General features: G+C 64.3%; 15 protein-coding genes and 2 tRNA genes. 4 read left to right on the plus strand and 13 right to left on the minus strand.

Annotation, left to right across the window (positions count from 1 at the left end; genetic code table 11):
• Positions 1 to 135 precede the first annotated feature (135 nt).
• Positions 136 to 846 (minus strand): class I SAM-dependent methyltransferase, encoded by a 711-nt coding sequence (locus KIG99_RS01380; protein ID WP_226458435.1) that lies wholly within the window; start codon positions 844 to 846, stop codon positions 136 to 138.
• A 147-nt stretch (positions 847 to 993) separates the two neighbouring features.
• Here KIG99_RS01380 and KIG99_RS01385 point away from each other — a divergent pair, with 147 nt between their 5' ends.
• A complete protein-coding gene (locus KIG99_RS01385) occupies positions 994 to 1,719 on the plus strand; it encodes a zf-TFIIB domain-containing protein (RefSeq protein WP_226458436.1) in 726 nt (241 codons plus the stop codon).
• A gap of 12 nt (positions 1,720 to 1,731) precedes the next feature.
• Here KIG99_RS01385 and KIG99_RS01390 read toward each other — a convergent pair whose 3' ends face one another.
• Both KIG99_RS01390 and KIG99_RS01395 read right to left on the minus strand, forming a co-directional pair.
• Entirely contained in the window at positions 1,732 to 2,886 is a 1,155-nt protein-coding gene (locus tag KIG99_RS01390) for an iron-containing alcohol dehydrogenase (RefSeq protein ID WP_226458437.1), read from the minus strand.
• Positions 2,887 to 2,982: 96 nt separating this feature from the next.
• A complete protein-coding gene (locus tag KIG99_RS01395; RefSeq protein ID WP_226458438.1) occupies positions 2,983 to 3,534 on the minus strand; it encodes a YaeQ family protein in 552 nt (183 codons plus the stop codon).
• Positions 3,535 to 3,696: 162 nt separating this feature from the next.
• On the opposite strand from KIG99_RS01395, the gene KIG99_RS01400 reads away from it, so the two are divergent.
• The 3 genes from KIG99_RS01400 to KIG99_RS01410 all read left to right on the plus strand — a co-directional run bounded on the left by KIG99_RS01400 (position 3,697) and on the right by KIG99_RS01410 (position 5,447).
• A complete protein-coding gene (locus tag KIG99_RS01400; RefSeq protein WP_226458439.1) occupies positions 3,697 to 4,140 on the plus strand; it encodes a rhodanese-like domain-containing protein in 444 nt (147 codons plus the stop codon).
• Positions 4,134 to 4,361 carry a hypothetical protein gene (locus KIG99_RS01405; protein ID WP_226458440.1) on the plus strand — a complete coding sequence of 76 codons (228 nt, stop codon included), beginning with the start codon at positions 4,134 to 4,136 and terminating at the stop codon, positions 4,359 to 4,361. Before KIG99_RS01400 ends, KIG99_RS01405 begins: the two co-directional genes overlap by 7 nt.
• Positions 4,362 to 4,427: 66 nt before the next feature.
• On the plus strand, positions 4,428 to 5,447 hold the full coding sequence (locus KIG99_RS01410) for a class I SAM-dependent rRNA methyltransferase (protein WP_226458441.1): 1,020 nt from the start codon (positions 4,428 to 4,430) through the stop codon (positions 5,445 to 5,447).
• On the opposite strand, the gene KIG99_RS01415 is transcribed toward KIG99_RS01410, so the two are convergent.
• From KIG99_RS01415 to KIG99_RS01460, 10 genes are all read right to left on the minus strand, one after another.
• On the minus strand, positions 5,444 to 6,301 hold the full coding sequence (locus KIG99_RS01415; protein WP_226458442.1) for an HDOD domain-containing protein: 858 nt from the start codon (positions 6,299 to 6,301) through the stop codon (positions 5,444 to 5,446). The two genes, KIG99_RS01410 and KIG99_RS01415, sit on opposite strands and share 4 nt — an antisense overlap.
• 151 nt (positions 6,302 to 6,452) lie before the next feature.
• Positions 6,453 to 6,671, minus strand: coding sequence for a YdcH family protein (locus KIG99_RS01420; protein ID WP_226458443.1), 219 nt, complete (start codon positions 6,669 to 6,671; stop codon positions 6,453 to 6,455).
• A gap of 162 nt (positions 6,672 to 6,833) precedes the next feature.
• Positions 6,834 to 6,908, minus strand: a tRNA-Thr gene (locus KIG99_RS01425).
• A 44-nt stretch (positions 6,909 to 6,952) separates the two neighbouring features.
• A tRNA-Asn gene (locus KIG99_RS01430) sits at positions 6,953 to 7,028 on the minus strand.
• Positions 7,029 to 7,132: 104 nt separating this feature from the next.
• Complete coding sequence (gene ylqF / locus KIG99_RS01435; protein ID WP_226458444.1) at positions 7,133 to 8,032, minus strand: ribosome biogenesis GTPase YlqF; 900 nt, start codon at positions 8,030 to 8,032, stop codon at positions 7,133 to 7,135.
• A gap of 56 nt (positions 8,033 to 8,088) precedes the next feature.
• Positions 8,089 to 8,337 carry a molybdopterin converting factor subunit 1 gene (moaD, locus tag KIG99_RS01440; RefSeq protein WP_226440270.1) on the minus strand — a complete coding sequence of 83 codons (249 nt, stop codon included), beginning with the start codon at positions 8,335 to 8,337 and terminating at the stop codon, positions 8,089 to 8,091.
• Positions 8,334 to 9,539 carry a molybdopterin molybdotransferase MoeA gene (locus KIG99_RS01445; protein WP_226458446.1) on the minus strand — a complete coding sequence of 402 codons (1,206 nt, stop codon included), beginning with the start codon at positions 9,537 to 9,539 and terminating at the stop codon, positions 8,334 to 8,336. Before KIG99_RS01445 ends, moaD begins: the two co-directional genes overlap by 4 nt.
• Positions 9,533 to 10,039 carry a molybdopterin-guanine dinucleotide biosynthesis protein B gene (mobB, locus tag KIG99_RS01450; protein ID WP_226458447.1) on the minus strand — a complete coding sequence of 169 codons (507 nt, stop codon included), beginning with the start codon at positions 10,037 to 10,039 and terminating at the stop codon, positions 9,533 to 9,535. The genes KIG99_RS01445 and mobB overlap by 7 nt, the downstream gene beginning before the upstream one ends.
• Positions 10,040 to 10,056: 17 nt before the next feature.
• Positions 10,057 to 11,232, minus strand: a complete 1,176-nt coding sequence (locus KIG99_RS01455) for a hypothetical protein (protein WP_226458448.1) — start codon at positions 11,230 to 11,232, stop codon at positions 10,057 to 10,059.
• Positions 11,225 to 13,165 (minus strand): ATP-dependent DNA helicase, encoded by a 1,941-nt coding sequence (locus KIG99_RS01460; RefSeq protein WP_226458449.1) that lies wholly within the window; start codon positions 13,163 to 13,165, stop codon positions 11,225 to 11,227. The genes KIG99_RS01455 and KIG99_RS01460 overlap by 8 nt, the downstream gene beginning before the upstream one ends.
• Positions 13,166 to 13,220: the final 55 nt, after the last annotated feature.

Below are 13,220 nucleotides of genomic sequence, written 5' to 3' on the forward strand. Positions count from 1 at the left end.
AGGTAGCGACACTGCTTGGCAGGACTCTAAACCCCTCCCGGCCTCCCCTTTTCAGGGGAGGAGAAAATCATCCGGCCTTAACCTGGCCGCCTACATCGAAGGGGACATGACTCGCGGGAGATTGCGTGCGATTTTTCAGGCCGGCTTGCGCAGCAGGTCGACGCGCTGCGGGTTGTGGAAGGTGTAGCCGTCCGGCCCGGCGAAGGACTCGAACTTTGCCTGCACCTGCCGGTAGAGCTCCGGCGACAGGCGGTGGTCGCTGTGCGTGACCTGGATCATGCGCGTGTCGAACTGCGCGAAGTTGTCGAAAGAGCTGCGCGTATTGAAGAACAGCTGCTTTTCCAGCGTCAGGCTGCCCGATTCGACCGCCTTGCAGACCGCGGCAAAAGCCGCTTCGCGGACCAGCTTCTCGTCGTGGAACAGGCGGAACACCTCGTTCAGGTTGCCGGCAAAGACCGGTTCGGAAATCCAGGCCAGACCGCCCGGCTTGAGGACACGGGCGATTTCGGCAAGCGCCGCATCCATATCGGCAACCGGCACATGGTGCAGGGACTTGAACATCAGCACGATGTCGACACTCGCATCTGCCGCCGGAATCGCCTCGGCCCCGCCATGCGCAAAACGCACCGTCGGCAGATCGGCGATTTCCAGGTTACGCGCGTGCTGGATGGTATCGACTTCGAGCGCCAGGATCTGCGCCGGCCGGCCGCTGGCCGCCAGTTGCCGCGTCTTGTCGGCGCGGCCGCAGCCGAGTTCAAGGACATGCGCCGCGTCGAGCGGCAATTCGGCGAACAGCAACTGCATTTCGTTGCACAGCGTGGTCTGGGTCGGGTCGGCGATCTGCATGGCACTTCCGGTGAAATTGGCAAGAGCGAATATTAACGGATGATGATGTTCAAAAAAGCCCCGGGCAACACGCGATTCGCCTCTTTTCCGGAGAAACGGAGAAAAGCCGGGCTATAGTTGCATCCGTCATCAAAACGCTCCGCCGCCATGAAATCCACCTCCTGCCCGTCCTGCCGGCAGTCGATGCTGCAAAAAACCTTCGAGCGCCAGTTGCATGGCGAAATCGAACTCGATATCTGCTTTTCCTGCCAGGGCATCTGGTTTGACGATTTCGAAAGTGCCCAACTGACGCCGGGCGGGATACTCGAACTGTTCCGGCTGATTCAGGACCACCACGACGAGCAGCGCCAGCCGCTGCGCGATCCGCTGGTCTGCCCGCGCTGCAGCGACAAGCTGCTGCACGGCCTGGATGTCGCCAGACACGGCGGCCAGTTCAACTACCACCGCTGCCTGCAAAAGCACGGCCGCTTCACGACCTTTGCCCAGTTCATGATCGAAAAGGGCTTCGTCCGCCAGTTGACCGTTGCGGAAATCGACGAGCTGGCGAGCAAGGTCGGCATCGTGCGCTGCAACGGCTGCGGCGCACCGGTCGACATCCGCAAGGACCACGCCTGCAGCCATTGCCGCGCCCCGATCACTATCCTCGATCCGCAGGCGGTCGAGCAGGCGCTGGCACGTTACCAGCAGGCCGAGGTCAAGCGCAGTGCACCGCCCGACTACGAACTGCTCGCCGACGCCATCGTCATGCGCGAACGGGAACGCAGCCGGCAGCTGCGCGAAAAACAGAAAAAAGGCGACAGCCTCGACGGTGCCGAGATTGTCGATCTGATCGACGCCGGCGTGACGCTGTTTTCCACCCTGTTCCGCCGCTGAGCAGCGTGCCGCCTAACTGCAGGCGGCCGCGATGATCCGCGTGGTTTTCTCTTCGTCCAGCCCGGCATGGCCGCCGAGCGCCGCATTGCCATGCTCGCGCACGGCCTGCATGACGCGCGTTGCCGCATCCGGATCATCGACACCCGCTTCCGAGAGGTGCAGCGGCATGTTCAGGCTGCGGTAGAAGGCTTCGAGCGCGGCAATGGTCTGCTCGGCCGTCGGCGCCGGCATGCGGAAGACTTCGCGCCCCATCTGCTCCAACTTGGCGCGCTTGGCCTCGATCAGTTCGCGCAGCAGCCAGGGCTGGATGATGCTCAGCGTGCGGCCGTGATCGATGCCGTAGAGCGCGGTCAGTTCGACCGCCAGACGATGCGTCGCCCAGTCGGCCGGCACGCCGGCCCCGATAACGCCGCACAGGGCCTGGTTGGCAGCCCACATCAGGTTTTGCCGCCAGTCAGTGGTGTGGCGCTGTGCGAAACTGTCGGCCAGCGTCTTCAGGGCGCGCAACACGGCCTCGGCGTAACCGTCCTGGACCAGCGCACCGACCGGATAGGTCAGGTACTGTTCGCAGACATGCACGAAGGCATCGACGACGCCGTTTTCCAGTTGCCGGTCCGGCAGGCTGGCCATCACGTCGGGATTGAGAATGGCGAAACGCGGCCGGGCCGGCGGCACGTAAAACACCTTCTTTTGCAGCGTCGACCGCCGGGTGACGACGGCGCCGGCATTCGATTCCGAACCGGTCGCCGGCAGGGTCAGCACGATGCCGACCGGCAGTGCTTCCTGCGGCACGAACTTGCCACTGACGATGTCCCAGCCATCGCCATCGTAAAGCGCCGCGCAGGCGATGAACTTGGCGCCGTCGGCCACCGAACCGCCACCGACGCCGAGAATGAACGTGATTTTCTCCCGCCGCGCGAGGTCGACCGCCAGGCTCAGCGTTTCCAGGGTCGGATTTGGCTCGACGCCGGCAAATTCAACGACCTGGCGCCCGGCCAGCGCCGCGCAGACCTCGGCGTGGATGCCGTTCTTCTTGATCGAACCGCCGCCGTAGAGCAGCAACACCCGGGCATCGCGCGGAATCAGGTCAGCGAGCTTGGCAAAGCTGTTGGGGCCGAAATGGATCTGGGTCGGGTTGTGGTAGCTGAAATCGAAGGACGGGTTCATCGCGCAGGCCTCAGGATGGAGCGAACACAGATTCTGCCCTGCCGCTGCCGTTTTTGGGAAACGGCGCCAACAAAAAGCTGCTGGCCGCGGCTCCGCTTAGCGCTCGGCCGGCGCTTGCCAGATCAGCGGCGTGAGTTCGACCTGCTTGCTGTCGGTGCCGATCCAGATCGTGCCGTCCTGGATCGTGCACTGCAGGCGCATGTTGCGCTCGGCGAGTGCCGCCAGCGCCGCCGACTCTTCCGGCGCCAGGGCAAGCACCGTCAAGTTCTTCAGCCCGGCCAGCTTGTCGGCCGACTGCTGCCACCAGATTTCCGCCTGGCGCCCGCCGTAGGCAAGCACCACGACCTGCCGGGCACGCCCGCAGGCACGCCGGATATTGCGTTCGTCAGGCAGGCCGACGTCAATCCAGCGCTCGATGCAGCCGGTCAGATCGGTATCGGTCAGCGCCGCCTCGTCCTCGTTCGACAGGCCGCGCCCGAAGGCCAGCGTTTCCGAGGCGTAGAGCGCAAAAGCGAGCAGGCGGACCATCATGCGCTGGTCGTTTTCCGATGGATGACGGGCCAAAGTCAGCGGGTATTCGCCGAAATGCGAGCGATCAAGATCGGCCAATTGCAGTTCTGCCTTGAAGATAGTCGATTTGAGCGCCATGCCGGTCCCCGGAAAAAGCGCGGATTATCCCACGCAGGGCGCGAACCGGCCGAGCGGAATGCGGTCTGAACAAGCAGACGGTCGACTACTCGCCAGAGGCAAAAATGGGCGGGTGGCGCCGGGAAAACCTATAATCAGCGTTTCCTTATTTTCGGATCTGCCATGCGCCGCCTGCTTCTTGCCTGCACCCTCGCCTTTTCTTCCCTGCTCGCCCACGCCGAGGTCGTCGATATCGACAATGCGGAATTGCAACGCCTGCTCAAGGCCGGCACGCCGGTGATCGACATCCGCACCCAGCCGGAATGGGAAGAAACCGGCATCGTCGCCGGCAGCAAGCTGCTGACCTTCTTCGACGAACGCGGCCGGTCCGACCCGGCCGGCTGGCTAAGCCAGGCGCAGCAAGTCGCCAAACCGAATGAACCACTGATCGTCATCTGCCGCAGCGGCAACCGGACCAAGGCAGTCAGCCAATTCCTGTCGCAACAGGCCGGCTATGCCCGCGTCTATAACGTCAAGAGCGGCATCAAGGGCTGGCTGGGCAACGGCGGCGCCGTCGTCCCGGCGACGCAGAGCATTGCGGCCTGCCGCAGCGCGAAAAATTGCTGAGCCACGCCGTCGACCGCAAACGCTGCGCCAGTTGCGAACACTGGGGCGGCCCGCGCCAGCCGGGTGACACGCCGGCCAGCGTGCTGATCGAGGACGAAACCAGCACCGGGCCGTGCAATGACGGCGGCTGGGCCGGTTCCGAGCGGCGCGCCCGCTCGGCTTGCGGCCACTGGCGGTTGTGGCCGCTTCTTAATCCCCCGGTAGACGACCCCGTCCGGTAAAATGCATCGCCTCGGCTTTCCGGCGGCAATTTGCGCGCCGATCGCTGCAATCCGACCGGAAACCCCATGCCCACGACGCAACTCACCGCCCTCCTGCAAGCCGCCTTCGATGCGCGCCAGCCGCTCCTCGAACGCCTGCACGCCGAAGACACCAATGCCTACCGGCTGTTCAACGGCAGCGGCGAAAATCACCCCGGTTTGACGGTCGACCGCTACGGCGACCTGCTTTTGCTGCAAAGCTTCCACACGCCGCTCGACGGCCACGACCGGGTTGCCATCGAACAGTTCTACGCCGGCGTCCTGCCCGGCCTGACCGCGATCTACAACGACCGCAGCGGCGCCAACTCGCGCATCGTCAATCCGCTGCCGCTCGACGTCCTGGCGGAAGCACAACAGCCGCGCGAGTTCCATGAAATGGGCGTGCGCTACCTGGTGCAGGGCCGCCATGCCGGCCAGGATCCGTGGCTCTTCCTCGACATGCGCGCCGGTCGCCGCCGCGTCATGCAGGAAATCGCCGGCAAGACGCTGCTCAACCTCTTCGCCTACACCTGCGGCGTCGGCGTCGCCGCTGCCAAGGCCGGCGCCGCGCACGTCGTCAATGTCGATTTTGCCGAATCCAGCCTGAAAGTCGGCAAGGACAACGCCCGCCTCAACGACCTGCCGATCCGTCTGCGCTTCGTGCAGAGTGATGCCTTCGCCGCAATGCGCCAGCTCTCCGGCATCGGCCAGCCGAAGAAGGTGCGCGGCAAGCCGATGCCGCCCTTCCCGACGCTGGAAAAGCACAGCTTCGACGTCGTCTTCCTCGATCCGCCGCGCTACGCCAAGAGCCCGTTCGGCGTCGTCGATATCGTCAATGACTACGCCGCGCTGATGAAGCCGGCGCTGTTATGCACGGCCGAAGGCGGCACGCTGATCTGCTGTAACAACGCGGCACAGATTTCCCGTGAAGTCTGGGCCGACCAGTTGCAGCGCTGCGCCGCCAAGGCCGGACGAACGGTACGCGAACTCGAATGGATCACGCCGGAAGAAGATTTCCCCAGCCACGACGGTCAACCGCCGCTGAAGATCGCGCTGCTGCGCGTCTAATCCGCCGGCAACGCGGCAATCGCCGCCAGCAAGGCGTCGCGCAGCTCGTCCGGCAAGGGCAGCGGCGCGGCGAGTTCAGCCAACTCGGCGCCCGGCACCACGCCTGACACTTCCTGCAGGATCGCCAGCAAGGCCGGCACTTCCGGCTCGATGCTGATGCGCTTGGCGGCATCGGCCGCCAGACGCGCGATATTGGCGCGCGGCGTGTCGGTGCCCTTGATCAGCGCAATGACCAGGCCGGGCAAGCCCCAGGCCTGCGCCAGCGCCATGGTCAGCTGACGGAAGGTGAATTCGATTTCCGACTGGCGTAGCGCCAGCGCCCAGTAACGCTCGTTCCATTCGCGCACGCCGACTTCCTTGTCGGTCATTTCCGGCGCGAAATGCCAGAGCAGCAATTCGCCGATCTCGACCAGCAAGGCTGCCATCGCCACCTCGTCGGACGAGATGTCGGCACGCCGGTCGGCCCAGGCGCGGGCAATCGCTGAGGCGAGCAGCGAACGCTGTTCGCAGATGGCGCAACCGGGCAAGACATCGACCGGCAGCGGGCTGCCGATCACGATATCGTGCAATTCATCGAAGCCGACCTGCAGGATGGCCGCCAGCGGCGTCGTCGTATCGTGACCGAGTTGGCGCGAACGACTGTCTTCGGCCTTGCGCAGGACTTTCAGGGCGAGATAGGGGTCGGCGTAAACAATGTCGGCCATGTCGCGTGCCGACAGGCGCTCACGTTCTTCGTCCGGCCCCTCGCGCAGCGCCGTGAGAACGGCGCGGGTGCTTGCCAGGACCGGAATTTCCTTGTCCTTGAGATATTCGACCCACTGGCTGATCCCCCACTGCCACTGATGCGCCTGCATGTTTTCCTCGTCCCGATGGCACATTCGAAATATGTGCCGCAACCAGCAATGTAATGCCCCTCCGGGCGCCTGCCAAGAGGCGCAGCCAGAATTGAGCGACAAAGAAAAAGCCACCTCGCGAGGTGGCTTTTTCTTGCCGAAGACCCGAAGATCAGGCGGCGCTGGCTTTGCGCAGCGTGCTGTAGAGCTCGTCCTTGAGTACGAGCTTTTCTTTCTTGAGGCCTTCGATGACGTCATGGGTAGCCGGTTCGATACCGGATTCCATGTTCTTGATCTTCTGATCCAGTTCGTTGTGCTTGTCGAAAATATTCAGGAAATGACGATCCGTCGTTTTCAGTTGGGTGATGAGTTCACGGTATTCAGGAAACATGCTACTTCTCCACGGCTGGTTACTATTTGGCTTGTGTTCAGGTATCGATGATACGACCAAAATCGGGAAAAATCCCCGGTTGACCGTGCAAAAGCCTTGTCTGCGCGGCAAAGACGCGACACTACCGGGTCATGCGGGAGATTTTGGGGGATTCTGGATTAATGGTGCCCATGGGCAGGATCGAACTGCCGACCTCTCCCTTACCAAGGGAGTGCTCTACCACTGAGCCACATGGGCAACAAGACTGCTAGCCGAGTGGTAATGGCATGAAGCAGAATTTTTGGCTCCCCGACCTGGGCTCGAACCAGGGACCTACGGATTAACAGTCCGGCGCTCTACCAACTGAGCTATCGAGGAACTACGTGTTTGCCGATGATGACCATCGACAGGGCGCGAATTATATACAAAACTTCTGAAACGACCTAGCACTCTTCGTTTCGAAGTTTATTTTTTTTAAACAATCATTCTTCGGCAGCCGGTGCCGCCTGTTGTTCGAGCAGCTGTTTGGCCCGTTCGGCACGCAAGGACGGGGTTTCCAGGCTGATCCGGCCGAGCGCGCAACTGCGGTAATCGGTCAACAGCAAACCGGAGGCCTTTTCCAGATCCAGCTCGCCGCCCCGCCCTTTCATCAGGCAACCGCGCCGTTTGGCGACGGCTTCGATGACACCGACCGCATCCATGCCTTCCGTGGCAAAGCCGTAGCGTGCCGTGAGCAGCGCCGGGTAATGTTCGAGCAGGAAGCCGGCGAGGAAGGTCGCGACCTCGATGTCGATGTAGGCATTGACGCCGACCGCATGGCTGGCGGCCAGCATCTGGCCGTCGATCGGATGCGCGATCTTCGGCCACAGCATGCCGGGCGTGTCGTAAATGGTCAGACGCGAGCTGATGTCGATGCGCTGCTGGCTCTTGGTCACCGCCGGCTGGTCGCCGACCGCCGCCACCTTTTTCTTGACCAGCGCGTTCATCAGCGTCGACTTGCCGACGTTGGGCACGCCCATGATCATCAGGCGCAGCGGCTTGACGGCATCGTTGCGGTGCGGCGCCAGCTTCTGCGCCAGACCGGGAATACGCGCCACGTCGCTCGCCTTCTTGCAGGAAATGGCGACCGCCTTGACCCCCGGCTGCTTTTCAAAATAAGCCAGCCAGGCCTTGGTCACTTCCGGGTCGGCCATGTCGGCCTTGTTGAGCAGCTTGAGACAGGGCCGCTGGCGGAAGGCGCGCAGCTCGTGAATCATGGGATTGCTCGAAGCCTCCGGCAGGCGGGCGTCGAGCACCTCGACCACGACGTCGGCCATGGCCAGCGTCTCGCCGGCCTTCTTGCGGGCCGAGGTCATGTGCCCCGGGAACCATTGGATGGACATTATCTTTTCCTTTTACAACCGCAAGGCGCCAACAAAGTGCAGCGCAGCGGCTTCTTTCAACCGCCGGTTACCGGCGGGAAGAAGGCGATCTCGTCGCCATCCTGCACCGCCGCATCCAGCCCGGCCACTTCCTGATTGACGGCGCAGCGAAGATTCTTCGCCGTCGCCAGTTTTTCGCGCCCCTGCGCAACCAGCCAGTCGCGCAGCGCGGCCAGCGTTTTGACGCTTTCCGGCAGGTCGACCGTCTCGGCCGAGACGCCGAGCGCCTCGCGCAGGCTGGCGAAGTAAAGCACCTTGACGCTCATGCCAGCAGCTCCGCGAAGGGGATGAAACGCACGCTCTCGCCCGCCGCAATAACTTGCTGCGGCGCCTTGACGATCAGTCCGTCGCCCCAGGACAGCGAGGTGACGACGCCGGCGCCCTGGTTTTTGAACAACTCGACACCACCGGCGCCGTTGAGCCGGCCGCGCAGGAACTCGGTGCGCGGATCGGGCTTCTTCCAGTCGAAATCGGCGCGCAGCGTGTAGCTGTGCGGCAACACCTCGGCCACACCCTGCAGACGCAGGATGAAAGGCCGGACCATGATCAGGAAGGTGACGAAAGCCGACACCGGATTGCCCGGCAGGCCGATGAACCAGGCCTTGCCGTCGCTTTTGCGGACTTCGCCGAAAGCCAGCGGCTTGCCCGGCTTAATGGCGATTTTCCACATATCGAGCCGGCCTTCGGCTTCGACCGCCGGCTTGACGTGATCCTCCTCGCCAACCGAGACGCCGCCACTGGTGATGATCAGGTCGTTGTCTTCGGCCGCGCGGCGCAGCGCATCGCGCGTTGCGTCCAGCGTGTCGGCAACCGTGCCGAGATCGCGCACTTCGCAGCCCAGGCCTTCGAGCAGCGCGCGCAAGGCGTAGCGGTTGGAGTTGTAGATGGCGCCCGGCGGCAGCGGCTCGCCCGGCTGCACCAGTTCGTCGCCGGTGAAGAAGACGCCGACGCGCAGGCGGCGATACACCGGCAGTTCCGGCAGCCCGGCCGAGGCGGCGAGCGCCACGTCCTGCGGCCGCAGCTTCATGCCGGCGCTGAGGATCTGGCCGCCAATAGAGATATCTTCGCCGGCACGGCGGATGTTCTCGCCGGCATGCGGCAGATGATTGATGACGACGCCACCCTCGCCGTGTTCGCAAAGCTCCTGCATGACCACGGCGTCGGCGCCAACCGGCACCGGCGCACCGGTAAAGATGCGCGCCGCCGTGCCCGGCTGCAGCGGCGTGCCGACCGTACCGGCGGGAATGCGCTGACTGACCGGCAGGCAGACGCCGGCCGCGGCGATATCGGCGACGCGCACCGCGTAGCCGTCCATCGCCGAATTGTCGAGCGGCGGCACCGCAACGGTCGACGCCTGCGCCACGGCCAAAACGCGGCCGGCAGTGGCGGTCAGCGGCAAGGCACGCACTTCTTCGACCGGCGTGGCGGCGGACAACAGCTTGTCCAGGGCTTCTTCAAAACTCAGCATGGGCGTTCCTGCAAATCCAGGGTGTTCATTACAAAATCGACGATCGCCGCGATGTCGTTCAGCGGCAGCACCGGCAGATCGCTCACCACCTCGCCATCGGTCGCGACGCCGACGATGTCGCTGCGCTCGGCAAAAAGCGGCGGCTTGCCGTGGGCCGGGCGGTAGACCTCGAGCTTGGGCACCGGTTCCTGCTTGAAGCCCTCGATCAGCACCAGGTCGCAGGGCGACAGGTGGCCGAGCAATTCGGCCAGGGTCGGCTCCGCCTCGCCGCGCCGCTCGTGCATCAGCGCCCAACGGTCGTTGCAGGAAAGCAGTACCTCGACGGCGCCGGCTTCGCGATGACGGTAGGAATCCTTGCCCGGCCGGTCGATGTCGAAACCGTGGTGGGCATGCTTGATGACGGCGAGCTTGAGGCCGCGCGCGGTCAGCGCCGGAATCAGTTTTTCGAGCAGCGTCGTCTTGCCGGAGCCGGACCAGCCGGCGATACCAAATACTTTCATGGCCGGATTCTAACCGTTCAGGCCGTAAACACCGGGGCGAAACCGCCGCCCGGCGTCCGGAAATTGGTCGTTTGCCCTTGATAAAGGCGGGCCGCGACGAGCTGGATGCGGGCCGCGTAGGTGTAGCAGCGCACATCGAGTTTCATGTCCTGCGCGACAGCGTCAACGAGCAGCGTCTGCGTCGAAGGCGGCACGATTTCCTGGGCGATGTAGCCGCCCTGCAGGATTTCCTCGAACACGCGCTTGGTCAGCTTGTCGCCGCGATAAGTGGCGCGGCTGCCGAAACCGGCGGCCGGCTTGAAGAACCAGTTTTTGCGCGTGCTCCAGAACTGTTCGCCCTGCACCGCCGTGACCGCGACCGTGCGCGGGATGCCGGCCAGCAGGATTTCCTGCGTTGCGGCCGACACGCCGAGTTCGCTCAGCGCAACCGGATCGGAGAGCAGCATCAGGTTGCGCTTGTCGGCATACAGCGCATGCGCCCGCGGATGCGGCGTGACGACCACGCCGCCGGCCGCGAAAACGGCCTGCAGATCGGCGTTGACCGCCGCCTCGAGGGAAAAGTCGGTGAGCCGGTTATAGACCAGGTCGACGACCTCGCCACGATACAGCAGGCGCTCGCCGCGGCGCGACAACTCGGCCGGATCGGCAATCACTGCGGCGATGCCGTGGCGCGCGAAAAGCCGCCGGAAGAGCTCGAACTCCGGCGCCAGGTATTGTGCGGCCGGGTTTTCATCGACGATGGCGATCCGCGTCAGCGGCGCCGCGCCGCGCTCCAGTTGCCATTCGGCGCGGAACATGGCGACGATTTCCTGCTCGATGCGTTCGGCCGCGGCGGTTTCGCCGTGCGCCCGGAGCAGGCAGGTGTTGAGCAGCGCGCCGCCGGCATTGGTATTGATTTCGATCAGTTTCGGACCGTCGACCGCCAGGTGGAAGTCGTAACCGAAAAACACGCTGCGCGCCGCCGTCGACCGCTGCGCCAGGGCCGGCGCGCCGGCCAGCACGCGCTCCTGCCAGGCGGGCAAGGCAACAACCGACTCGATGGCGGCGATGAGGTCGGCCATTGCCTGCCGGGTGGCCGGCGCAATCGCAACGGCCGCCTGCGAGAACAAGGACGGGTGCGACTCGGCGAGCGCCGCCAGGTCGAGACCGGCGCCGGCGACCAGCGCGGCGTTCAGGGCGGCGCGATCAAACATGGTCGCCGTTGCGGCGGGCGAAAAAGTTGAGCACATCGTTCAACTCCTTGGTGCGTTTCATGGGCGGCAGACTTTGCCACACCTGCCGGCCGTACGGCTTTGATATAAGTCGTGGATCGCAGATCATCAGCACGCCGGTATCGTCCTCGTCGCGGATCAGCCGGCCGGCGCCCTGCTTGACGTTGATCACGGCGCGCGGCAGCTGGTATTCGATGAAGGCGTTGCGGCCCTGCTGCTTCATCTGCTCGATGCGCGCCGAGAGCACCGGATCGTCGGGCGGCGCGAAGGGAATCTTGTCGATGACGACGAGCGAGAGCGCCTCGCCGCGCACATCGACGCCTTCCCAGAAACTCTGGCTACCGACCAGGATGGCGTTGCCGAGATGGCGGAAGCGCTGCAGCAGGTCGTTCTTGCTGCCCTCGCCCTGGATCAGCAGCGGCATGTCGAGACCTTCGTCCTCGAGACGCGCCTTGAGCAACTCATGCGTGCGGCGCATGGCGCGCAGGCTGGTGCACAGGAAGAAGGCACCGCCGCCCGCCGCCTTGACCGCAGGGAAGGCGGCGTCGACGACGGCATCGGTATAGCCCATCGAGTTCGGTTCCGGCATGCCGAGCGGCGCGTAGAGCAAGGCCTGCTTGCCGTAGTCGAAGGGACTTTGCCAGCACGCCGACTCCGGCTCGCCAAGGCCGAGTTCGGCGCAGTAATGATGAAACTGGCCGCGCACGGCAAGCGTCGCCGAGGTGAAGATCCAGGCGCGCGGATGGCCGCCCATCTGTTTGCGGAAGATGTTGGCGACGTCGAGCGGCGTCGTGTTGAGCTGCAGCGAATGCGTGTAGGCCTCGCCCCAGCGCACGTAGCCGTCGTCGGCATTGCTTTGCCAGTGACCGATCTGGCGCAGCAGCTCGGTGGCGCGCTGCCAGCATTTTTCCAGGCCTTCGGAACGCTCGGCCTGGGTTTCGAGAATCGCCGCAAAGCCGCTGACCTCGTCTTCGAGCAGTTTCAGGGCCGGCGCAAATTCGGGCTTTTCGAGCAGTTGACCGTAAGCGAAGCGACCGCTGTCGAGGCCGACCGCCAGGCGCAGATCCTTGGCGACCTTTTCCAGCTCGCGCGTCGCGCTTTGCAGGTCGAGGCAATCGCGCGCGCTGGTCAGGCCTTCGGCGCGGCTGTCGCGAGCAAGGTCGAGCACCTGCGCGGTCGAGACGGTTTCGCCGAAGAACAGCGTCGCTACTTCCGGCAACTGGTGCGCTTCGTCGAAGATCACCGTGTTGCAGGCGGGGAGCAGTTCGGCCATGCCTTCGTCGCGCAGCATGACGTCGGCGAAGAAGAGATGGTGATTGACCACCACCAGGTCGGCCGCCATCGCCTCGCGCCGGGCGAGCATGACGAAGCAGTCCTTGTAATCCGGGCAGTCCTGGCCCAGGCAGTTCTCGCGCGTCGAGGTGGCGTGCCCCCAGACCGGCGAGTTTTCCGAGACTTCCAGGCATTCGGCCTTGTCACCGGTATGCGTGACCTTGGCGAAAACCGAGATGCGGCGCGCGTCGGCGGCATCCTCGCGGGTCAGGAAGCGACCATCGGCGAGCGCCCGTTCGAGGTGGTAGGGGCAAACGTAATTGGCGCGCCCTTTCAACAGGGCGATCTTGACCGGCGCCTTCAAGGCGTCGCGCACCATCGGCAGGTCCTTGTTGAACAACTGGTCCTGCAGGGTCTTGGTGCCGGTGGAAACAATCACCTTGCCGCCCGATTTCAGGGCCGGGACGAGGTACGCGAAAGTCTTGCCCGTGCCGGTGCCGGCCTCGGCGATGAAGACCGAACAGCTCTTGATGGCGGCAGCAATGCGCTCGGCCATTTCAACCTGCTGATCGCGCACGCGATAGCCGCCAATGGCCCGGGCCAGCGGCCCGTCGGGGGAAAAGATTTCGGGAAGGGAAGACAAGGAAAAAGGCCTGATGAATGCGGGCCGAATCTTAACAGATGCCGGCCCCCTTGCC

The sequence above is a fragment of the Quatrionicoccus australiensis genome, from assembly GCF_020510425.1.
Lineage (GTDB): Bacteria > Pseudomonadota > Gammaproteobacteria > Burkholderiales > Rhodocyclaceae > Azonexus > Azonexus australiensis_A.